Source organism: Streptomyces sp. NPDC127129 (assembly GCF_042671585.1).
Taxonomy (GTDB): Bacteria; Actinomycetota; Actinomycetes; order Streptomycetales; family Streptomycetaceae; genus Streptomyces.
In genome coordinates this window covers 73,129-95,271 of sequence record NZ_JBHXTV010000001.1, presented here as the reverse complement: position 1 = coordinate 95,271, position 22,143 = coordinate 73,129, and the positions used below count along the sequence as shown (strand labels likewise).

The window sequence follows — 22,143 nt, the reverse complement described above, 5'->3', positions numbered from 1 at the left end:
CCGGACATGGTGGGAGCCGGCGGCTGGGTCGAGGTCGGGAGCGTGCAGAACTCGGCCGCCCGGCCAGGACCGCCCGGTCCTCAGCCCAGGACGGCCTCGGCCCAGCCGCGGTTGACGGTCTCTCTCGCCTTCTCTGTCTGTGCCTCTGTCGGAAACGTCGGCGTGCCCTCGACCGTCGGCAGTTTCTCCGCGGCGGCCTTGTCGAGTGTGCCGTCCTTCTCCATGGCGTCCATGAGGACGGGGCGCGCATAGGCGCCGAGCCGGATGTTCTGGCCTTCCGGGCTGAAGACGTACTCCTGCCACAGACGTGCTGCCGCGGGGTGCGGGGCGTCCTTGTTCACCGCGTTCGCGTAGTACTGGGCGAAGCTGCCGTCGAAGGGGATGGCGGTCCGCCAGTCGACGTCCACGCCCTTCTCGCGGAACTCGTCGGCGTAACCGAGGTTGAGGAAGTCCCAGTCGATGCTGATCGGGGTCCGGCCGTTCGCGATCGTGGCCGGGGTGGATTCGACGGGGATGAAGTTGCCGTTCTTGCTGAGCTCGGCGAAGAAGTCGATACCGGGCTGGATGTCGTCGAAGGAACCCCCGTTTGCCAGGGCCGCCGCATACACGCCGGCGAAGGCGGAGCCGGATTTGGTGGGGTCGCCGTTGAGCGCGATCTGGCCCTTGTACTCGGGCTTGCGCAGATCGGCGAAGGTCGAGGGGCAGGTGTCGACGCGTTTGGCGTCACAGCCGATCGAGATGTAGCCGCCGTAGTTGTTGTACCAGCGTGCCTTCGGGTCCTTCTGTTCCTTGGGGATCTGGTCGTACGAGGCGACCTCGTACGGAGCGAGCAGACCTTGCCGGGCTGCGGACTGCGCGAACGAGCCCCCCACGTCGATCACGTCGGGGGCGCGGCCTTCGCCCCCGCGCTCCTTCAGAGCGTTGATCTCGTCCTGGCTGGTACCTTCCGGGTTCTCCACCAAGACCTTGATCCCGTACTTCTTCTCGAAGCCGTCGATCAGCGCGCCGTAGTTGGCCCAGTCGCTCGGGAGCGCGATCGTGTTGAGCGAGCCCTCCCTCTCCGCCGCTGCGGTGAGTGCTGCCATGCCCCCGGCGTCTGCGGCGGAGGTGGCCACCGCGGGTGCTCTGGGCCCGGCGGCGGGCTTGTCTCCGCAGGCGCCGAGGGGCGCCGCCGCGAGGGCCAGACAGGCGGCTAGGGAGGCTGTCCGGAGACGGGGTACGGGCACAAAGGCTCCATAACGGGCGGTCGCGTACTGATCGAGACCAGCGTACGTTCGGTGGCCTCGGCAGCGCAGTCCCAGCCGGTGGTGCCAGCTGCCTTCCCTCCGGCTGCCGTACCTGCGCGTTCTCAGAGCGCCTCGTCGTCCCACTCGGCCAGGAGCGCATCCCCCAGATCCATCATGGGTGGTGCGGCCCCGTCGTGGAGGGCCTGCTCGCTCCAAATGATCTTGCCGCGAGCGGTGTAGCGGGTGCCCCAGCGCTCGGCGAACTGCGCGACGAGGAACAGGCCGCGGCCGCCCTCGTCGGTGGCCTCGGCCCGGCGCAGGTGCGGGGAGGTGCTGGACCCGTCGGAGACCTCGCAGATCAGGCTGCGGTCGTACAGCAGCCTCACCCGGATGGGCTCGGTGCCGTAGCGGATGGCGTTGGTCACCAGTTCGCTGAGGATGAGTTCCGTGGTGAAGGCGATGTCCTCCAGGCCCCAGTCCGCCAGTCGGCGGGCGCAGGCGTTGCGCACCGGGGACACCGCCGCGGGGTCGGGGGACACGTCCCACTCGGCGATCCGCGCGGGGTCCAGACGGCGGGTGCGCGCCACCAGCAGCGCGACGTCGTCGCTGGGCCTGGTGGGCAGCATCGCGTCGATCACCACGGTGCAGGTTTCCTCCGGGGTGCGCCCGGGCCCGGCCAGAGCGGCGCGTAGCGCTGCCAGGCCCGCGTCCGGATCGCGGTCGCGGCTCTCGATCAGCCCGTCGGTGAACAGTGCCAGCCGGGAGCCTTCGGGCAGGGTGACCGTCATGGTCTCCATGGGCAGGCCCTCGCCCAGGCCCAGCGGCGGGGAGACCGGCACCTCGGGGAAGGACACGGTTCCGTCGGGACGGATCAGAGCGGGGCCCGGATGCCCGGCGGTGGCGGCCGTCACCTGCCCCGAGACGGGATCGTAGAGGGCGCACAGGCAGGTGGCTCCGGTGACCCCCTGCCACTCCTGCTCGTCGGTGTCGATGTGGGCGACGAGCTCGTCCAGGTGGCTCAGGAGCTCGTCCGGAGGCAGGTCGAGGGTGGAGAAGTTGTACACGGCGGTGCGCAGGCGGCCCATGGTGGCGGCGGCGTGCAGACCGTGACCGACGACGTCGCCGACCACCAGGGCCACCCGGGTGCCGGGCAGCGGGATGACATCGAACCAGTCACCGCCCACACCGGCCTGAGCAGCCAGATAGCGGTGCGCGACCTCGACGGCGGACTGCTCCGGTACGCCCTGGGGCAACAGGCTGCGCTGCAGGGTGACGGCCATGGTGTGCTCGCGGGTGTAGCGGCGGGCATTGTCGACGGACAGCGCCGCCCGGGCGGTCAGCTCTTCGGCGAAGGACACGTCCTCCTCGTCGAAGGGCGGGGAGTCCTGGGTCCGCCAGTAGCCGGCCATCCCCAGCACCACGCCCCGGGCCCGCAGGGGCACGGCGATCAGGGAGTGGATGCCGCGGTCCAGGATCTGCAGGGCGTTGGCCGGGTCCTGGGTCCGCCAGCCGTGGGTGGCGCGCAGGTCCGCCTCCAGGACCCCATGGCCGCCGGCCAGCCCGGCCGCCATGGGGCTGGTGGGAACGAACCGGATCAGCTCGCCGACGGGGTAGAGCGGGTGGTCGCCCTGAAGACCGACGGCGGCGGTGCGGCGCATCTCGGTGCTCACTTCGGGCGGCTCCTCGCCGCGCAGCACCGGGTCCAGCAGGTCGACCGTGACCACGTCGGCGAACCGTGGGACCGCCACCTCCGCCAGTTCCTCCGCGGTGCGCTCCACGTTCAGCGTCGTTCCGACCTGCATCCCCGCGTCGTAGAGCAACTTCAGCCGCTCGCGGGCCACCTCGGCCCTGCCCGTGAGTGCCCGCAGCTCGGTGGTGTCCCGCAGCGTGACGACGGTCCCGGCCTGCCCGTAGGGGGCGGTGGGCCGGACGTTCACCGCCAGCAGCCGATCGGCCGCCATGTGCAGTTCGTCGGTCGCGGAACGACCCGATGCGATCGGCTCGGCGATCCCCTCCTCCAGACCCAGGTCCGTAACGGGTCGTCCTTCCGCGTCCGCCGCCAGATCCAGCAGCCGCCGCGCCTCGTCATTGGCCAGCAGCAGCCGTCCGCCGCCGCCGACGATCAGTACGCCCTCCCGCACCGCGTGCAGCACCGCGTCGTGGTGCTCGTACATCCTCGTCATCTCGGCCGGTCCCAGGCCATGCGTCCGGCGCAGCAGCCGACGGCTCACCAGAGCTGTCCCGCCCGCGGAGAGGGCGAGCACCGCGGCTGCGCTGCCGAGGACGACCGGCAGCTGCCGGTTCACCATGCTCTGGACGTTCTGGACCGTGACCGGGGAGGAGACGACGGCGATGACGGAGCCGTTTGAGTCCTTGACGGGGACCACCGAGACCACGGACCGTCCCAGGGACCCTTCGAACGTCTCGGTGAAGGAGGTGCCGGCCGCCGCCCTGGCGAAGGGGCCGACGACGTGTTTCCCGATCTGTTCCGGGTCGCTGTGGGTGAGGGTGACCCCGTCGAGCGTGTACACGTTGATGCCGTCGACCCCGGCGATCTTCCGGGCCGCCTCGGCGCTCGGCTGTAGCACCGCGCTCGGATGGGGGCTGCGCAGGGCCGCGACGATTCCCGGAGATTCGGCGAACGTTCCGGCGGCGGCGAGCGTACGGTGCCGGGCGTCCAGCATGCCCGCGCTCCGGGCCTGCACCACGAGCGCCACCACCGCGGCGGCGACGAGAAGCACGACGACGGCCAGCTGCAGAAGGAACACCTCGCCGGCCACGCTGCGCACGCTCAGCAGGGAGGACAGACGCTGCGGCCGCCGCGCCCTTCCGTTGGGGGACGGCGGGTGCTCCTGACGCTCCTGGTGGTGTCCTGAGGGAGGAGGCCGAGGGGGAGAGGAAGAGCTCGTGGTCCAGCCGAGCAGCCAACGCCGGAAATGTTCGAGTAGGTTGCTCATACTCCATTTTCTAACCTCTATGGGTCGTAGGCAGCGGGGAGCGACGGTCGCCGAGCAGGAGCGATCACCGATTCCGGCAACGACCGGACGCCCACGGGGACCGGTGAACCGGAGTGGCGGCCATACGTCCGGGCGAGGCAGGCTGTACTCATGAGAGCGCCTTCGCGCTCGACCCCGGGACCGGGAGCTGACGGCCACCACCAGGTCCTTTTCGCCCTCGCGGAGTGCCTGCCCTTCGCGGTCGCCCTGCTGGTGCTCCTCGTCGAGCTCACGCCGGCGCACGTCGTGTACACCGGACCCCTGCTGGTGGCGACACCCGCTCTGGCAGCGGTGACGATGGGTCCCAAGGGCACGCTCGCGGCGACGGGAGTGGCCGTCGGCGTCAGCGTGACCACCGCCACCTACAACCATGCCTGGGGCGGTCAGCAGGTCTACACGAACTTCCTCGCCCTGTTCCTGGTCTCGGTGGCGAGCTTCATGATGAGCCGCACCGCGCGCACGCGCCGAGAGAAAGAGCTCAACCAGGTCCGCCGGATCGCCACGGCCGCCCAGGAGGTCCTGCTGCGGCCCGTGCCCGCCCAGCTGGGCCCCGTAGGGGCGGCCAGCATGTACCTGGCGGCTGAGACGGGCGCGCAGATCGGCGGCGATCTGTACGACGCGGTCCAGACCCGGTACGGGGTCCGGATGATCGTCGGGGATGTCCGGGGCAAGGGCCTGCCCGCCGTACGGGCTGCCGCGGTCGTGCTGAGCGCATTCCGGGAGTCCGTGCACTACGAGGACGACCTCGTGGAGGTCGTCAACCACTGCGAAGCGGCCCTGCGGCGGGATGTCGCGGTCGCGGGCGTGGCCGGCAGTGACGACGCCCTTCTCGAGGGATTCGTCACCGCGCTCGTGGCCCAGGTCCCGGACAACCCCCACGTTGAGGTGATCAACCGGGGCCATCCGCCGCCGCTGCTGCTGCGCAACGGCACGGTCCGGTCCTTGATGCCCACCGCCCCTTTGCCGCCGTTGGGTCTCGAGGAATTCATCAGCGGTCCTCCCGGGCGGACGGACAGCTATCCGTTCGGACCGGGGGACCGGCTGCTGTTGTGCACCGACGGCGTCATCGAGGCCCGCGACCGGGACAGCACCTTCTTCGACTTGCCCGAGGCCATGGTGGCCATGCGGGAACACACCCGGCAGGCGTTCCTGGAGGGCCTGCGCCAGGCATTGGTCCGCCACACTCAGGGCCGCCTGGCGGACGATGTGGCGGTCATCCTTCTCGACCGGCGCGAAGACGAGGGGCTCGGGTCGCCCGAAGGCCCGGCCCAGGGTCCGCGGTAGGCCCCGTCGTCACGTCAAGCCCGACTGTGGCAGGGGGGCCGGAACCGGCTGCCGCGCCGACGACCGTTTCGGCCCCGGCGGAATGGGCCGCCGGCACGGCAGCCTGACCGACTTCTCGGTCGCGGCCGGTTCCTCCTCGAACCGGCGGTGCCGTACCGCAGCGAACGCCCCGATCTGCCCGGCATGAACGTCCTGGAGACGACTTTCGTCACCACCCAGGGCACTGCGCGAGTCACCGACGCGCTGACCTTGCACGACGAGGGCGCGCAGGGCGAAGGCCATGGCCGAGTACGCCGAAGACATGGGGCCTGGAGGAAAGGGGCCGACGCGGAAATCACCGGGTGCGGAAGAGCTGCTGCACCGTTCTGACGGTACGTCGGAAGAGTCAGCAAGCGGTCGGCGTGAGCCCTGCAACACCTGGGGACAGCTGACCCAACACGCGATGCGTTGTACGCTCCGAAGACCGCCTTTGACCTGCAGGAAGCAGGCAGGGAGCAGACATTTCGGGAGTTTCTTCATGTTCCGGACAATGTTCAAGTCCAAGATCTGACTATTTGGCGTTGCCGCAGGTCAGGGGCATCATGTGCCCCCCTCAGGTCAGCAAACGGTCAGCATGCGTCCGCATGCTGTCCCCGCTTGCCGGCCTTCGACCCGCAGCAGGTGCCTGAGCATGATTCTTGGGCTGGATCGGATGGTTCGTCACATGGCCCGACAGCTCGCCCGCGGTATGGGGTCCTTCTTCAAGGACTGCGGCTGCGCGAAGCCCACCCGCTGCCCCCACCCGTACTCGATCCGTTTCCGCGACGCGCTCGGCAAGCAGCGCGAGGAGTCCGGATACGACACGCAGGACGACGCGATCGAACGCCTCACCCAGCTCTATGCGGAGAAGAAGACCACGGCGCCGTCCGTGGCGGCGGCACGCCGAGAGCTCGGTCAGCTCACGGTCGAGGAGTACGCCAAGCAGTGGCGGCCCCGGCAGCGCAGGATGACGGACTACTCCACCGGCTGGCACGTCGACAGCTCGATCAACGTCCACATCGTCCCGCGCCTGGGATCGCGGAAGCTGAACTCGGTCACACCGATGGTGGTCGAACGCTTCCTGGACGAAATGGAGAACGACGGGGTCGGCCGGGGAAACCAGGTGAACATCTTCCGGGTCCTGAAGACCATCCTGCGGGATGCCTATACCAAGGGGGCGATGGCGGACGACCCGGTGAAGGGAGTCCAAGAACCAGAATACGTCCGGGGAACGGTCGCCATTCCGTCCCTCGTCTACGTGAAGAAGGCGCTGGCTGTTGCCGACGAGGACCTTGCGCTGGAGATCGTGATGATGGCGGGGTGCGGCCTTCGGAATGGTGAGGCGCGGGCGGTGAACGTCAACAACGTCGTGGCGCAGGACGTCTACCGGGTAGGCGAGCAGATCCACTCCAACACCCTGAAGCCGGCGAAGCTGAAGCACCGCAAGGTGGGAGAGTTTCGCGAGGTGCCGCTGCCGCGGTCGGTGCGGGAGGCGATCGAGCGGTACGAAGAGAAGTACGGCGCCACGAAGGACGGCTACCTGCTGCGCGGCCCTAGTGGGTATTACACAGAGCCAATGGAGCGGCGGCGAGTGAGCCGGCTTTTTGCTGACCTTCCGCCGGAGGAGGGCGTGGGGATGTACGGCTTCCGGCACTACTTCGCCTCGAACGCCCTCGGAAACGGCATACCCATCACCGATGTAGCGGAATGGATGGGCCACAAGTCCATCGAGGAGACGTACCGCACCTACCGGCACCTGATGCCGGGCAGCATCACCAAGGCCGCCCGGATCCTGGACGCCGGCCTCTGGGAAGCAGCCTGATTTCCAGATTTGAGGGAACAGTGGGTTCTGCGTGTGCTGGTGGTACACGCCTGATGTGGCCGCTGACCAGCTGAAACGGGCACGATTCGGTCAAGCTGCAGGTTGCTGGTCCGCGTATGGCCCGGATCTTGGTCGGCGCGGAGGGGGCCCTGGGCCGATGGCCCGTGGCGGCGGCGGGTCGGCACGCAAGCGAGAGGCGGGCTGGCAGACCTCGCAAGGGCCGGTGGAGCCGGAAAGCGCTGGTGGTCGCGGACGAGGGTCTGGCTCTGGAGATCGCGATGATGGCGGGTGCGGCCTGCGCAATGGTGAGGCGCGGGCAGTGAACGTCAACAATGTCGTGGCGCAGGACGTGTACCGCGTGCGGAGCAGATCCATTCCAACACGCTGAGGCCGGCGAAGCTGAAGCACCGCAAGGCGAGGGAGTTCCGGGAGGTGCCTCTGCCGGAGTCGGTGAGGGAGGCGATCGAGCGGTACGCGAAGAAGCACGGCACCACGAAGCACGGCACCTCTAAGGGCGGCAACCTGCTGCGCGGCCCGGGCGGCCACTTCACCGAGGGCATGGAGCGTCGTCGGGTGAGGAAGCTCTTCGCGGACCTGCCGCCTGAGGAAGGCGTCGGGATGTACGGCTTCCGGCACTACTTCGCCTCAAACGCCCTCGGCAGCGGCATCCCGATCACCGACGTCGCGGAGTGGATGGGCCACAAGTCCATCGAGCAGACGTACCGGACCTACCGGCACCTGATGCCAGGCGGTATCACCAAGGCCGCCCGGATCCTCGACGCAGGCCTCTGGAAGGCAGCCTGATGCGACAGTCTCCGGGATATCGCAGATTCCGTACAGCAAGAGCGGTCCACGCGAATGCACGCACGAGGAGTTCCGGCGGCCACCTCCCGGATGAGAAAGGGACGATTCCGTAGTTTCGCCCCAGGGTCGGCAGTGAGGGCGCGGTGGATCGGGTGGGGGAGTGGGCGTCGTCGAAGGTGGCCGGATGGATGCCCCGCCGGTTCAGCTCGGCCCATAGCCCGGTCAGTGATTCGTCTGGGTCAAAGCGGAACTCGCTCTCGCGTATACGTCAGAACGTCCAGTCCACCCGCTGGAGTTCACGTTCGCGCCGCTGGTCGCGCCGGAATCACCTTCGGGAAGAACGTGGACAGGAGCTGGTAGAGATTGGTGGCAGGCGTGTAGAGCTGGCGCAGCATGGGCGGCATGTCCGGCAGATGTGAGAGGAGCCGGTCCTGGATCGCCTGGAGCCGGCCCATGCCACTGATCGGAGGCGCGCGCCGACGACAATCACACGGGGAGCGAGCCACAGCAGGAACAGCGCGTCCATGCCTGCCTGGCTTCATCGACGATGACGACGTCGAAGGCGTCGCGCTTGGGCGCCACCATCTCCGCCACCTGAGAGATGGGCATCACCCATGCAGGCACCGCTCCCTGCGCCGTCCGCATCGCGTCGTGCGCTGCGGCACGAAAACGGCCCGCGTTGCGGCCCTTGCCCTTGCCGTACGAAGCCATGTGATTGCGGTATGCCTGCAGCGCCGAACGCTGCTCCTGTGTCATGCGCTCCAGGATCGGCCGCGGCCTCTGACGGGTGGTCGGCCGGTCCTGCCAGGAGGGCGTGACCGCGTTGAGGGGCGGCTGTTGTATACCGCCCCGCTCGTCGGCGTTCCCTACGTCCGCCCTTTGCCTGTCGACGGGCCCCTCCGAAAGTAACGTGCATTCCATATGGCGCTCATGGGTGCTTAGGTGTAATGATCGGTACTCGGGGGCAGGGTGTGCTGCCCCAGAGAGACCGGAGGCCGCGAAAGTGAGTTCGCAGCGCACAGAGCACGACCTGATCGGTGACCGCCTGATTCCGGAAGACGTCTACTACGGCATCCACACGCTGCGCGCTCGCGACAACTTCCCGCTCACCGGCATCGCCCTGTCGGCGCATCCCGAGCTGGTGGAGGCTCTCGCGGCGGTCAAGGCTGCCGCCGCCGCGGCACACCGGGATCTCGGCGTGCTCACCTCTGACCAGGCGGACGCTGTCATCCGGGCGTGCGAGGAGATTCGTGAGGGACGGCTCCATGAGCAGTTCGTGGTCGACGTGTTCCAGGGAGGGGCCGGCACGTCGGCGAACATGAACGCCAACGAGGTCATCGCGAACCGCGCGCTGGAGCTGCTCGGCCGCGAGCGCGGCGCCTACAGCCACCTGCACCCCAATGACGACGTCAACCGTTCGCAGAGCACCAACGACGCCTTCCCGACCGCGGTCAAGCTCGCCCTGCACGCGGCCGCGGGCCGGCTCCTCGACGGCATGAGCGAGCTGGCCGGTGCCTTCACAGAGCGCGGCGGCACGTTCGCGAAGACGGTGAAGCTCGGCAGGACGCAGCTCCAGGACGCGGTGCCGATGACCCTTGGACAGGAGTTCGACACCTTCGCGCTCACTGTCCGGGACGACGCCGAAGTGATCACCCGGGCCTCGGGCGTCCTGCTCGAGGTCAATCTGGGCGGGACGGCCATCGGGACCGGTCTCAACGCGGAGGCGGGATTCGCCCAGGCGGTGGTACCGCACCTGGCCGCGATCACCGGCCTCCCCGTGCGCCCGGCCTGCAACCTGATCGAGGGCACGCAGGGCATGGGCGGCTTCCTCCAGCTATCCAGCGCGCTGAAGCAGTACGCGGTCCGGCTGGCGAAGATCTGTAACGACCTGCGGCTGCTGTGCTCCGGCCCCAGAGCGGGCCTGGGCGAGATCAGGCTGCCTGCTCTCCAGGCCGGTTCCAGCATCATGCCCGGCAAGGTCAATCCCGTCATCCCGGAGGCCGTGAACCAGGTGTGCTTCGAGGTGATCGGTGTCGACGCCTCCGTCTGCGCGGCAGCCCAGGCCGGCCAGCTCCAGCTCAACGCCTTCGAGCCGCTGATCGTGCACCTGCTGCTCAACTCCATGAACCGCCTCGACGCGGCGAGCCGCCTGCTGGCCGAGCGGTGTGTCCAGGGCATCGAGGCGAACGAGCAGCACCTCCGCGAGCTGGTCGAAGGCTCGGCGAGTCTCGCCACGGCCCTCAATCCCGTCATCGGCTACCAGCGTGCGACCGAGCTGGCGCAGGAGAGTCTCGACACCGGCCTGTCAGTGAGGGAACTCGCCAGGCACCGGGGACTGCTCCCTGAGGAGGAACTGGAAGCGCGCCTCGACCCGTGGACCCTCGCCCATCCCTACTGACCGGCGACGCGGAAGGAGGCCCGCCTCAACCTGTCGAGAAGGGGTGGCGCCTGGTTCCCGGTCGACAAGAAACGGCCCTCCGGGTGGGCCCCGTCAGGTTCCGCCCTGCCCGTGTCAGGGGCGCCCCGCCTCACTGCGCCGGTGCCCGGAGATCCCGCCTCCCCGCCCCGTGCGCCGCGCAGAACGGTGGCCCTGACCGGCAGTCGACTGTCGGTCAGGGCCACCGTGCGTCCTTGAGGAGTGGAGAGCTAGGTGCGGCGTGCGGCGGTGCCGCAGGGAGGGGTCAGCTCTTGGTCACGCTGCAGCTGTAGGAGGCCGTTCCCGAGTCGGCGTATGCCTCCAGCTCAAGGTAGTACGTGCCGGCGCCTGCGGCGGTGCGGGTGAACGAGACCGACTCGTCCGAGCCCGCGCCGTTGTTGACGGAGCGCTCGAGCGTGCTGCCGGTCGAGTCGAGCCAGTACAGGTCGGCGTCGTAGGCGCTGGGCACGGCGCAGTTCACCGAGGCGGTCTGGCCGGAGTTCATGCTGAGCTTGAAGTAGTCGCGGTCGGTCGTGGACTTCATGGAGCCCGTGACGGTCCCGGGCGACGCGAGTGTCGTGGCGTCGTTGGCGGCGTCCCGGGTGTCGTTCGGCTCGGTCTCCGCCAGCGTGCTGCCGCCGCCCTGGCTGCCGCAGTTCGTCTGGGGGGTGCCGGTGTAGAGGTTGGCGTCGGCGACTCCGTTGTTCACGCTGCGGAGGTAGTAGCCGCAGGTGGGCCGGTTCTTGAAGTCGAAGGTCGAGCCCGGCGTCAAACGCCAGATCTTGAATCCGGAGTACGTCAGGGGCTTGCGGTCCACGGCCTGCTCGGGCTGGTGGTCGGCAAGGACGACGTAGGCGTCCTTGCCGTACTGCGTGGCCATGCCGTTGCGGTCGAGGTACAGCGAGCCGCCGCCCTCCTCGACACCGACGCCCCAGGCCGCGCCGCCGGAGGCGAGACCGTCCTTCACCGCACGGGCGAGGAAGGACATGGTGCGGCCCATACGGTCACGGGTCACGAAGTGGGAGTCGTTGATGACGCCTGCGTAGTTCGGCCACTGGAACATGCCGGTGGTGAAGCTGATGTACCGGTCGTAGGGGTTGGCGAGCGCTTCGGCGCTGGTGACGCTGCCGTTGCAGGCGTCGTAGACGATGGGGCTGTTGATGTGGTGGCCGGCGCTGCCGCCGCCGGATCCGCCGCCCTTGGCGACGACCGACTCGACGGAGGCCTCCAGCGCGGTGCCCTTCCACGCGGAGTACTTGCACTGGTCGCCGCCGGCGAAGTAGACGAACTCGGCGTTGCGGACGTCGGCGTTGACCTGGCTGTTGTTGCCGTCGGTGGCGGCGGTGAGCGTCCAGGTCGTACAGGAGTTCACGCCCGTCAGGGTCATGACCGTGTCGCACTCGGGCGTCGCGCTTCCCGAGGTCGGCGCCGAGCCCGCGAGGACGACCACGTCCATCGTTCCCGTGCCGCCGGTGATGTCGTTGACGGCCCGGCCCATGGAGGCGGGGATGACGGCTCCGGCGCCGTTCATGGTGAAGGCCGGCCCGTTCCAGGACGTGCGGGTGACGTCCGAGGCGTTGCCGAGACGGATCCTGTTCGCGCTGGCGTGGGCGGGCTCCTGGGCGGTGAGCGTGAGGGCGACCGACAGCAGCGCGACCGCTGCGGCGGTGGTACCGAGGGGCAGGCGTGACGACATGAGGGCTCCTGAGGGAGGGGAAGGGCTGCCTCGTCGGTCGGCTGGATATCGCTTGGCCGAGAACCGACGGGATTGGTAGCGGAACATACAAGTCATCGCCTCTGACGGGAAGATGTACGGCGACTTTGGTGTGCTGTGACCGTCCTGGGGTCATGAATCTCCAGTAAGGAGCCCCGCAGGTGCGGGCAAGCGGCCGCGTTACGTGAACGTAACGTGAAGTACATCTAGTCAATCCGCTGATTGATCTGTAACTTCACTCATGTGCGGCTGACGGCTGGAATCCGTCGGCAGAGTTCCCCCTTGAGAGGTTCCACCGCGATGAACGCTCGCCTTGCCCACCGCGTCGTAGCCACCGCCCTGACGGCCACGACCCTCGCCACGCTCTCCGCCTGCGGAGGCGGTGACGACACCGCCGCGGCAGGCGGCGGAAAGGTCGTCGTCGCCGGCGTGGAGGTCAAGAAGGATCAGGCGCTCCACGACCTGCTTCCGGCCAAGATCAAGAAAGCCGGTACCGTCCGGGTGGCGACCGATGTGCCATACCCGCCGTTCGAGATGTTCGTGAAGGAGGGGGAGACCGAACTGACCGGCCTGGATTACGACCTGGGCCAGGCGCTCGGAGCGAAGCTCGGCGTCACGTTCGCGTTCACGCCGCAGAAGTTCGACGGGATCGTCCCGGCCATCCAGGCCGGCAAGTTCGACGCGGCGATGTCGGCGATCACGGACAACAAGGAGCGGCAGAAGGTCGTCGACTTCGTCGACTACTCCCGGTCCGGCTCCGGCGTCCTGGTCGCCGACGGCAACCCCGCCGAGATCACCACGCTGGACGACCTGTGCGGCAAGAAGGTCGCCGTCCAGGCCGCGACCCATCAGCTCGACCTGCTGAAGACCCATCAGGACGCCTGCGGAAAGGCGGGTAAGGGGAAGATCGACATCCAGACCTTCCCCAAGGACTCCGACGCCCAGCTCGCCCTGCGCTCCGGCAAGGTCGTCGCCCAGGTCCTGACCAAGCCCGCCGCCGGCTGGGTCGCCAAGACCGCCGACGCCGGCAAGGCCTTCGACCTGGTGGAGGACCCGGCCGCGTCCGGCGGCTACGACGCCACTCCCAACGGCATCGCGATCAGCAAGCAGCTGCCCGAGCTGACGGACGCGATCCAGAAGGCGCTGCAGTCCCTGATCGACGAGGGCACCCTCCTGAGGATCTACAACAAGTACGGCGTCGGCTCCATCCTCGTGGAGGAAGCCACCAAGAACGCGTCGGTGGACTGAGCATGATCGACACCAAGTCTCCCGCCGACCGCACGACCACCGGCGCGACGGGCATGCGTGATCTGGAGATCGTTCCCGTCCGCAACTACGGCAGGTGGATCGCTGCCGTCGTCTCGCTCCTGGCGCTGGTGGGCCTGATCGGCTCGCTCGCGAAGAACGACAACCTGCACTGGGACGTCGTCGGCGACTACCTCTTCGCCGACCTCATCTTCGACGGTCTGACCACCACGCTCTGGCTGACCGCCGCCGCCATGCTCCTGGGCCTGGGCCTGGGCACCCTGATCGCCGTCATGCGCCTGTCGGCCAGCCCCGTGCTGTACAGCCTGGCCAACGCCTTCGTCTGGGTCTTCCGAGGCACCCCCCTGCTCGTGCAGATCATCTTCTGGGGATACGCCGCAGCCCTGTACAAGTACGTGAAGATCGGCATCCCCTTCACCGAGGTCACCTTCTTCCAGGCCGAGACCAACACCCTGCTGACCCCGGCGATCGCCGCCCTGCTCGCCCTCGGGCTGAACGAAGCCGCCTACGCCTCGGAGATCGTGCGCGCCGGCATCCAGTCCGTCGACCCCGGACAGGCCGAGGCCGCGCACTCGCTGGGCATGCGCCCCGCGCTCACCATGCGCCGGATCGTGCTGCCCCAGGCGATGCGCGTGATCATTCCGCCGATGGGCAACGAGACCATCAACATGCTGAAGATGACCGCACTGGTCTCGGTCATTTCCGCCCACGACCTGATGTCCAACATCCAGGACGTGTACGCCCAGAACTACCAGGTCATCCCGATGCTCGTCGTAGCGAGCCTGTGGTACCTGGCCCTCGTCACCCTCCTCAGCGTGCCCCAGGCCTGGCTGGAGCGGCGCTATGGACGCGGCACCACCCGCGCCGGACACGTCTCGCCGTTCCGCCGCCTGCTCGGCGGGACCGTGGAGCGGCTGGGCAAGAAGAACAAGGAGCACAACCGATGAGCACCCCCATGGTGCGCGCCGAAGGCGTCCGCAAGCACTTCGGGAAGCTCGAAGTCCTCAAGGGCATCGACCTCACCGTTGAACGCGGCCAGGTCTGCTGCCTGCTGGGCCCCTCCGGCTCGGGCAAGTCGACCTTCCTGCGCTGCATCAATCACCTGGAGAAGATCGACGGCGGCAAGCTCACCGTCGACGGCGAACTCGTCGGCTACCGCCAGAACGGCAACAAGCTCCACGAACTCCGGGAACGCGAGGTCGCCGAACGCCGCCGGGACATCGGCATGGTCTTCCAGCGGTTCAACCTCTTCCCGCACATGACCGCCCTGGAGAACGTCACCGAGGCACCGGTGAAGGTCGGCGGCGTGTCCAAGGCCGACGCCCGCGAGCAGGCCCACGCCCTCCTGAAGCAGGTCGGCCTCGGCGACCGAGCCCATCACTACCCCGCCCAGCTCTCCGGCGGCCAGCAGCAGCGGGTCGCCATCGCCCGGGCGCTCGCCATGAAGCCCAAGCTGATGCTCTTCGACGAGCCGACCTCCGCCCTCGACCCCGAGCTCGTCGGAGACGTCCTGGACGTCATGCGACAGCTCGCGGCCGACGGTATGACCATGGTCGTCGTCACCCACGAGATCGGCTTCGCCCGCGAGGTCGGCGACACCGCCGTCTTCATGGACGAAGGAGTCGTCGTCGAAGCCGGAGACCCCCGCCAGGTGCTCGTCGAACCGGAGCAGGAACGCACCCGCGCCTTCCTGTCCAAGGTCCTGTGAGCGCCCCTCCGCGCCGGCAGCTCGCCGCGGAACTCCTCGACGGCGCCCGTTCCCTCCAGGCCCGCTACCTGCACGACCTCGAAGAGCTCGTCTCCATCGACTCCGGCTCGTACACGCCCCACGGGGTCAACCGGGTCGCCGACTGGGTCCAGAACCGGCTCACCGGCATCGGCTTCGCCGTCGAGCGCGTGACCTTCCCGCCGGGTCGGCAGGGCTTCCAGGCGGGCGACGCCCTCGTCGCCCGTAAGAAGGGCGCCCTCGCCGAGTCCGACGGCGGACAGCGGATCCTCCTCGCCGGCCACATGGACACCGTCTTCGAGGAGGGGACCGCGGCCACGCGTCCCTTCGGCCTGACCGGAAGCATCGCCAACGGCCCCGGGGTCAGCGACGACAAGGGAGGCCTGCTCGCAGGCCTCACGGCCCTGGAACTCCTCCACGACCACGGCGTGGACACCTACGACGAGCTCGTCCTCCTCGCCACGCCGGACGAGGAGATCGGCTCGCCCGCCAGCCGGGAGCTCATCGAGGACACCGCCCGCGGCATGCACTACGGGCTCGGCCTCGAATGCGCCCGGGAGAACGGCGACCTCGTCATCGCCCGCAAGGGCGTGGCCGACTTCCGCCTCACCGTCTCGGGGCGCGCCGCCCACGCCGGGATCGAACCGGAGCGCGGCGCCAACGCCGCACTGACCGCGGCGCACCTCGTCGTGCAGATCCAGGCCCTCAACGGGCACTGGGACGACGTCACCGTCAACGTCGGCGTGGTACGCGCCGGGACCAGGGCGAACATCGTCTGCCCCGAGGCCGAACTGCGCATCGAGGTCAGGGCCGCCACGACGGCCGACGTACGGCGCGTCACCCAGGCCATCCAGGAGATCGCCGACCACCCCGCGGTGCCCGGCACCACCGTCGAGGTCGAGCAGCTCGACCTGTGCCCGCCGATGGAGGACACCCCCGCCTCGCGCCGCATGCTCGACAGCGCCTGCCGGGCCGCCTCCGCCGTCGGCGTCTCGCTGGGCGCCGCGGCCACCGGGGGAGTGGGCGACGCCAACCTGATCGCCGGCATGGGCGTGCCCATCCTGGACGGCCTGGGCCCCATCGGGGGCGCGGACCACAGCCCGCAGGAATGGCTCGACGTCTCCAGCGTCCCGCACCGCATCGCGCTGCTCGCCGATCTGGTCGCCACGCTCGGCGACGCGCGCAACACCGCCTGACCCCGCAGTCCCTCCGGCATCGCCCTCCCCGCGCGATGCCGGCGGCGACCGGGCCCGAAGCCGGTCGACGGGCCCCGTCACCCCACCACCTCACTCATGGAGAGCCCCATGCGCGCACATTCCGGCACGGCACGCCGCACCGTCCTCGCGGGCAGCATCGCCCTCGCCCTCCTCACCACCGCCCCCACGGTGCACGCCCTGAGCGAGCGCCCGCAGCAGCCGCACGGCTCCCTGGTCCTCGTCGGCGGCGGTCTGAAGGACGACAACAAGCAGGTGTACGGGGAGATCATCAAGCGTGCCGGCGGCCCCGCCGCCCGCATCGGCGTCATCACTGCCGCGTCTGTTCCCGAGAGCCAGGACCCTCACGCCGGCGACCCCGACCTGTGCAGCAACTCCGCCTGCAACGGTGCCTACTACGCCGACCTCTTCAAGCGCCACGGTGCCGCTGACGCCCAGTGGATCCCCCTCGACATCGACCACGTCGCGAACGCCGACTCCGACGTCGTCGTCGCCCAGATCAACTCCATGAGCGGCTTCTTCTTCGGCGGCGGCGACCAGCACCGCTACCTCACCACCCTCCTGCACGGCGACCGGCACACCGACTCCAAGGTCCTCGCCGCCATCCGCACCAAGCTCGCCCACGGCGCCGTCGTCGCCGGATCCTCCGCCGGCGCCCAGATCGCCTCCGGCGCCGACATGGTCAGCGGCGGCGAATCCTACGAGGGCCTCCGCGGCGGCAGCGCCCCCGGCTACTACGAGGACCCGGCCCGGCTCGCCTACATCCCCGAGGGCGGCTTCGGCTTCCTCCGCTCCGGACTCATCGACACCCACACCGGAGCCTACGGCCGCGAAGGACGGGCGCTGCGCCTCGCCGCGGACACCGGACACGACCGCGTCTACGCCCTGGAGGAGAACACCGCCCTGGTCGTCGACCATCCCGGCACCCCGCGCGAGCACCTCACCGTGCTCGGGCCCAACGGCGTCGCCGTCCTCGACCTGCGCGGCGCCCGCGCGCACACATCCGCCCCCGGCTGGACCCTGCGCGGCGCCCGCTACACCTACCTCACCGACCACGACCGGTACGACGCCCTCACCTGGACGCCCCGGCCCGCACCGGGCAAGCGGCCCCTGACACCCGGCAGCACGACGCCGGTGCCCGCCAACACCGACGTCTTCTACTCCTCCGCCAACCCGGACGGCGCCCCCTACTCCTTCCGCACCACCGCCCGTGCGCTCGCCTCGACCCGCGCGCAGAACACCGCGAACGCCACCACCTTCGAGTTCGGCCCGCGCTTCGACGTCACCTTCAGCAAGGCCGGAGGGTTCTCCGCCTGGACCGGTGACGGCGCCACCGCGCAGACGCTGATCGGGATGAGGATCAGCATCACGCCCAGGTGACTCCCGCTCCACCCTCCTGAGCGAAGGCCCCGTGCGCGTCCGGTGGACGCCTCGGGGCCCCGCCCCGTACCACCCGCGCGACACCGATCGGCGTGCGCAGGACCGAAGAGAGCGTCCCGTGGTTCCCAGCCCCATCGCCGAAGACATCCGACGCAAACTCGGCATCCTCGCGCCCGCCGAGCGGAAGGTCGCCCGCATCCTGCTCGCGTCCTACCCGTCCGCCGGATTCGAGACGGTGGCCACGATCGCCGAACGCGCCGGCGTCAGCGCACCCACCGTCCTCCGCTTCGTGACCCGCCTCGGATACACGGGCTTCCCCGACTTCCAGGCCGGGCTGCGCAAGGAACTCGACGAGCGCAGCGCCTCACCGCTGTCGCTCTACGAGACCGCCGGCGACGGAGCTTACGGACATTCGACGGACGGCCTCGTGGCGCACAGCAACGCCCTCTTCACCCAGGCCCTCACCCAGACCCTCACAGGCATGCCGCGGCACGACTTCGCCGGTGCGCTCACCCTGATGTCCGACCCCCGACGCCGCATCACCCTCGTAGGAGGACGCTTCACCCACCTGCTCGCGCGCTATCTCGGCCTGCACCTGATGCAGCTGCGCGACGACATCCGCTTCCTGCCCGACCGGAAGGTGGAGCGCACGGCGCTCCTGGCCACGCTCACCAAGCGCGACGTCGTCGTCGTGTTCGACTACAGGCGCTACGAGAACGACAAACTCGCCATCGCCCAACTGGCGAAGGACGGCGGAGGCAAGGTCATCGTGTTCACGGACATGTGGCTTTCCCCCACCACCACACACGCCGACGTCGTGCTGTCGCACCGCGTCGACGCGCACTCCCCCTACGACAGTCTGGTTCCCACCCTCGCCGTCATCGAGACCCTCGTGGCCGCTCTCGTCACCTCGCTCGGCGACGGCGCGCACCAGCACATGAAGCGGGGCGAGGAGACCGCGCGCCGCGTCGACCTGGTCTGACCCCGTCCGACTCCGACGCGGCCCGCGGCCCGTCGCGTCCCCCTCCAGCCGCCACGCCCATCGAAGGAAGAACCGTCATGCGCTCGCACGTCACTCCGGCCGTGGTCCTCACCGCCGTCGCCGCCCTGGCCGTGTCCGCCTGCACCACCGGCACCACCACCGCCGACTCCCGGCCGACGCCCGGCCCCGTCGCCGTCCTTCCGGACCTCACGGTCGAGCCCGACCCGCAGCTCCACGCGATGCTCCCCGAGAGCATCCGGACCACGAACACCGTCCGCGTGGCCACGGACATCCCGTACCCGCCCTTCGAGATGTACGCGAACGAGGGCAGCAAGCAGATCACCGGCATCGACTACGACCTCGGGCAGGCCATCGGCGCCCGGCTCGGCGTGCGGTTCGACTTCAAGGCCCAGAAGTTCGACGGCATCCTCCCCGCCGTCCAGGCCGGCAAGTTCGACGCCGTCATGTCCGCGATGACCGACAAGAAGGCGCGGCAGAAGTCCGTCGACTTCGTCGACTACCTCAACGCCGGCCCCGGCTGGCTGGTCGCCAAGGGCAACCCGGCCGGGATAACCGTCGTCACCGACGTGTGCGGCAAGCCGGTCGGCGTGCAGACCGGTACCAATCACCAGAAGCTCCTGCAGCAGCGCCAGCGGCTCTGCGAGGCGAAGGGCCTCCCGCCCATCCGGATCCTCACCTTCTCCAAGGACTCCGAGGCCCAACTCGCCCTGCGCAGCGGCAAGGTCGTCGCGGACTACCTGGATGAGGTCACGGCCGCGTACGTCGCGTCGACCGCGGACGGAGGCAACGCGTTCTCCACGGTGACGGGCCGAGCCGCGGTCGGCGAATACAGCGCTTCACCCATGGGGATCGGCATCACGAAGGACCACGCGGGCCTCAAGGAGGCGGTGCGGGCCGCCCTGCAGTCGCTGATGGACGACGGCTCCTACCTGAAGATCCTCGGCAAGTACAAGGTCCCGAACATCGCGATCCCGAAGGCGACGGTCAACGGAGCGCTCGACTGAGTCCGGAGGCATCGTTCACAGGAGTCCGGTGCGCCTCGCGACGGCCTCGGCGTCCTTCATCCGCTGGTGCGCCTCGGCGCCCAGTTCGCCCAGGGTGGCGGCGACGACGGACTCGATGAGGGCAAGAGTGGGCGTGAGACTGTCGTAGGGGGAGTCGGAGTTCACCTGGCTGGTGAGGACGACGTCGGCGTGGCCGGCGCTCGGGGACAGCCACGGATCGGTGAAGACGATGACCTTACCGCCGCGTTCTCGCGCCAGCTCCGCGATGACCGCCTTGTCGTCCTCGTAGCGCCGGTAGTCGAAGATGACCGTCACGTCGCGACGCGCCAGCTGCGTCAGGAACGCCGCCCGCTCCACGTCCCGGTCCGGGACGAAGGCGACCTGGTCGCGGAACTGCATCAGGTGAAGCCCCAAGTACTCGGCGAGCAGGTGGGTGAAACGGCCGCCGGTCAGGTGGATCCGGCGACGCGGATCGCTCAGGAGCTTGACCGCGAGGTCGAATTCATGAGGGGAGATCTCGCGGAAGGTCTGGGACAAGGCCTGCTGTACGAGGGCGAGGGACCGCCCCGCGAGCGGCTCGTCTTCCTCTACCCCCTGCCTTGCGGACGGCTCCTGCGCCTTCGCGGCACCCGCGCTCTCGTACAACGTGATCGGTGAGGCGTGCCGCGCGTCGAGCTCGGCACGCAGGGCCGCCTGCAGGTCGGGGAAGCCTCGGTAGCCGAGCCGGGAAGCACAGCGGAGCACGGTGGGAGCGGACACGGAGGCCCGATCCGCGATCGTGGCGACCGTCTCGAAGATCGCCGCGGGATATCCGGCCAGCAGGACCCGCGCGACCTTGCGCTCGGCCGGGCTGAGCTCCCCGAGTCGACTGCGGATCTCGTCGGCCAGTGTGCCGCCCATGTCGGTCCCTCCTGCACGCAGCGCCGGCTCAGGCGAGCCGTCCATGGTCTCGGGCGACCCGGCCGCCCATCGCTACAGAAACGGCCTACCCGATGCCCGAATGTATCGCACGTTACACGCAGGGGTGAAGTCCGCCGGAGCCGCCCCCTGCCGTGGCCGCGTGCGGCCGGATGCGGAGTTCTTGCCGCAACGGTCCGTTCGAGGACACGCGATGGCCGCTCCGTCCCCGGGCAGACGCCGGGCACGCGAGTCGGCCGCCGGTGCCAGGCACCGGCGGCCGACGATGCGGCCCGCGTCCCGGGGTCAGGCGAACGTGGCGCCCCATGTGGCCGGCCCGACGACGCCGTCCACGCTCAGGCCCCGGCGCGACTGGAGGCTGCGACAGGCCGCGTCCGAGCCGGGCCCGTACTGGCCGTCCACGGTGAGGGAGAAGCCGTGCGCGCTGTTCATCCGGTACTGCCAGGTCGCCACGCTCGCGTGCACCGTGGCCGGGGGCTGCCGGAAGCTGACCCCGGGGTAGGGCAGGGGACCGCCACCAGGGTTGAGCTCGCCGTTGATGACCCGGCCGTAGAGCGCGCCCGGGCAGTCGGTGGAGTGGTGGTCGCGGTGGCCGGCGATGGCGGCCGCCGCGCCGCCGGACACGCGCAGACGGTTGATCCCGTACCGGACGGCGTCGACGAGTCCCGCCGTGATCACGTCGTAGTCGACGGTGGTGCCCCCGGTCAGGGCGCAGACGGCGTACCAGTCGTCGTTGCCCTGTGCGGTGCCCTGGGCGGCGGTGCGCACGTTCTCGCCCCGTCCCTGGAAGAGGTAGCCGTGGACGCAGGCGAGGTGGCTGTACGCGATGTCGGACCAGCCGTTGGAGTCCATGTGGAAGGCCTGGATGCCCCTGACCTGAGCGGCACAGTCGGCGTGGGAGGGCTCGGCGACCTTCACGGCGTCGACGTGGTGGACGACCACGCCGCCCTGGCCCGGGGTGATGCTGGTGCTGACGTCCCGTGGCGCCCGGGCGCCCCACTGGGAGCGGGTCACGAAGGTGGCCATCAGCCGCGCCCCCCAGTGACCTTGGCGCAGTCGACCGCAGCGTTCAGCGGTTCCGCGTACCGGCGGGTGGCGGTGCGCGCGTCGTACACCGCCCCCGCCTCGCGAGGGCTCGTCACGTACGGGTGCCGGGGGAGCCCCGGGCTGAGGGGGGTGGCGGCGTGCGCGGGGGTCGAGCGGAGTGGAGACAGGGTGAGTGCGCTGCCGACCGCCGCCAGCAGTGTGGCACGGCGGGACATCCGACGTTTCAAAGCTCCTCCAGATGAGGGGGCGGGGTGCGGGAGGGGCGGTGCCGCCCCTCCCGGCAGTCATGGCCGCGGACGCGGCAG

General features: G+C 69.5%; 19 protein-coding genes. 11 read left to right on the top strand and 8 right to left on the bottom strand.

The annotated features are described in order from the left end of the window. Positions 1-80 precede the first annotated feature (80 nt). Both ACFVGW_RS00390 and ACFVGW_RS00385 read right to left on the bottom strand, forming a co-directional pair. Positions 81-1,226 carry an ABC transporter substrate-binding protein gene (locus ACFVGW_RS00390; RefSeq protein ID WP_385850098.1) on the bottom strand — a complete coding sequence of 382 codons (1,146 nt, stop codon included), beginning with the start codon at positions 1,224-1,226 and terminating at the stop codon, positions 81-83. A gap of 122 nt (positions 1,227-1,348) precedes the next feature. Next, complete coding sequence (locus ACFVGW_RS00385) at positions 1,349-4,015, bottom strand: SpoIIE family protein phosphatase (protein ID WP_385850097.1); 2,667 nt, start codon at positions 4,013-4,015, stop codon at positions 1,349-1,351. A gap of 318 nt (positions 4,016-4,333) precedes the next feature. Here ACFVGW_RS00385 and ACFVGW_RS00380 point away from each other — a divergent pair, with 318 nt between their 5' ends. The 3 genes from ACFVGW_RS00380 (at position 4,334) to ACFVGW_RS00370 (ending at position 8,150) form a co-directional block, all read left to right on the top strand. Then, entirely contained in the window at positions 4,334-5,506 is a 1,173-nt protein-coding gene (locus ACFVGW_RS00380; RefSeq protein WP_385850096.1) for a PP2C family protein-serine/threonine phosphatase, read from the top strand. Between the two features lie 703 nt (positions 5,507-6,209). Next, positions 6,210-7,346 carry a tyrosine-type recombinase/integrase gene (locus tag ACFVGW_RS00375; RefSeq protein WP_385850095.1) on the top strand — a complete coding sequence of 379 codons (1,137 nt, stop codon included), beginning with the start codon at positions 6,210-6,212 and terminating at the stop codon, positions 7,344-7,346. Between the two features lie 432 nt (positions 7,347-7,778). After that, a complete protein-coding gene (locus ACFVGW_RS00370) occupies positions 7,779-8,150 on the top strand; it encodes a tyrosine-type recombinase/integrase (RefSeq protein WP_385850094.1) in 372 nt (123 codons plus the stop codon). 296 nt (positions 8,151-8,446) lie between these two features. On the opposite strand, the gene ACFVGW_RS00365 is transcribed toward ACFVGW_RS00370, so the two are convergent. After that, entirely contained in the window at positions 8,447-8,605 is a 159-nt protein-coding gene (locus tag ACFVGW_RS00365) for a hypothetical protein (RefSeq protein WP_385850093.1), read from the bottom strand. 31 nt (positions 8,606-8,636) lie between these two features. After that, complete coding sequence (locus ACFVGW_RS00360; RefSeq protein ID WP_385850092.1) at positions 8,637-8,906, bottom strand: hypothetical protein; 270 nt, start codon at positions 8,904-8,906, stop codon at positions 8,637-8,639. 247 nt (positions 8,907-9,153) lie between these two features. Between ACFVGW_RS00360 and ACFVGW_RS00355 the strand changes: the two genes are divergently transcribed. Beyond that, entirely contained in the window at positions 9,154-10,548 is a 1,395-nt protein-coding gene (locus tag ACFVGW_RS00355; protein ID WP_385850091.1) for an aspartate ammonia-lyase, read from the top strand. 283 nt (positions 10,549-10,831) lie between these two features. On the opposite strand, the gene ACFVGW_RS00350 is transcribed toward ACFVGW_RS00355, so the two are convergent. Beyond that, positions 10,832-12,262, bottom strand: a complete 1,431-nt coding sequence (locus tag ACFVGW_RS00350) for a pre-peptidase C-terminal domain-containing protein (RefSeq protein WP_385850090.1) — start codon at positions 12,260-12,262, stop codon at positions 10,832-10,834. A 318-nt stretch (positions 12,263-12,580) separates the two neighbouring features. On the opposite strand from ACFVGW_RS00350, the gene ACFVGW_RS00345 reads away from it, so the two are divergent. From ACFVGW_RS00345 to ACFVGW_RS00315, 7 genes are all read left to right on the top strand, one after another. Beyond that, positions 12,581-13,528: an ABC transporter substrate-binding protein gene (locus ACFVGW_RS00345; RefSeq protein WP_385850089.1), complete on the top strand. Its 948-nt coding sequence runs from the start codon at positions 12,581-12,583 to the stop codon at positions 13,526-13,528. 2 nt (positions 13,529-13,530) lie between these two features. After that, complete coding sequence (locus ACFVGW_RS00340; protein WP_385850088.1) at positions 13,531-14,493, top strand: amino acid ABC transporter permease; 963 nt, start codon at positions 13,531-13,533, stop codon at positions 14,491-14,493. Next, complete coding sequence (locus tag ACFVGW_RS00335) at positions 14,490-15,254, top strand: amino acid ABC transporter ATP-binding protein (protein ID WP_385850087.1); 765 nt, start codon at positions 14,490-14,492, stop codon at positions 15,252-15,254. Before ACFVGW_RS00340 ends, ACFVGW_RS00335 begins: the two co-directional genes overlap by 4 nt. Further along, on the top strand, positions 15,251-16,468 hold the full coding sequence (locus tag ACFVGW_RS00330; RefSeq protein WP_385850086.1) for a M20 family metallopeptidase: 1,218 nt from the start codon (positions 15,251-15,253) through the stop codon (positions 16,466-16,468). Before ACFVGW_RS00335 ends, ACFVGW_RS00330 begins: the two co-directional genes overlap by 4 nt. Positions 16,469-16,576: 108 nt before the next feature. Further along, complete coding sequence (locus ACFVGW_RS00325) at positions 16,577-17,866, top strand: cyanophycinase (protein ID WP_385850085.1); 1,290 nt, start codon at positions 16,577-16,579, stop codon at positions 17,864-17,866. Positions 17,867-17,984: 118 nt separating this feature from the next. Further along, positions 17,985-18,848: a MurR/RpiR family transcriptional regulator gene (locus ACFVGW_RS00320; RefSeq protein WP_385850084.1), complete on the top strand. Its 864-nt coding sequence runs from the start codon at positions 17,985-17,987 to the stop codon at positions 18,846-18,848. 77 nt (positions 18,849-18,925) lie between these two features. Then, on the top strand, positions 18,926-19,873 hold the full coding sequence (locus ACFVGW_RS00315; RefSeq protein ID WP_376317861.1) for an ABC transporter substrate-binding protein: 948 nt from the start codon (positions 18,926-18,928) through the stop codon (positions 19,871-19,873). A 15-nt stretch (positions 19,874-19,888) separates the two neighbouring features. Here ACFVGW_RS00315 and ACFVGW_RS00310 read toward each other — a convergent pair whose 3' ends face one another. The 3 genes from ACFVGW_RS00310 to ACFVGW_RS00300 all read right to left on the bottom strand — a co-directional run bounded on the left by ACFVGW_RS00310 (position 19,889) and on the right by ACFVGW_RS00300 (position 22,053). Continuing rightward, positions 19,889-20,773, bottom strand: coding sequence for a MurR/RpiR family transcriptional regulator (locus ACFVGW_RS00310; protein WP_376579677.1), 885 nt, complete (start codon positions 20,771-20,773; stop codon positions 19,889-19,891). A 303-nt stretch (positions 20,774-21,076) separates the two neighbouring features. Then, on the bottom strand, positions 21,077-21,817 hold the full coding sequence (locus ACFVGW_RS00305) for an N-acetylmuramoyl-L-alanine amidase (RefSeq protein WP_385850083.1): 741 nt from the start codon (positions 21,815-21,817) through the stop codon (positions 21,077-21,079). Beyond that, positions 21,817-22,053 carry a hypothetical protein gene (locus ACFVGW_RS00300; RefSeq protein ID WP_376579673.1) on the bottom strand — a complete coding sequence of 79 codons (237 nt, stop codon included), beginning with the start codon at positions 22,051-22,053 and terminating at the stop codon, positions 21,817-21,819. Before ACFVGW_RS00300 ends, ACFVGW_RS00305 begins: the two co-directional genes overlap by 1 nt. Between the last annotated feature and the right edge of the window lie 90 nt (positions 22,054-22,143).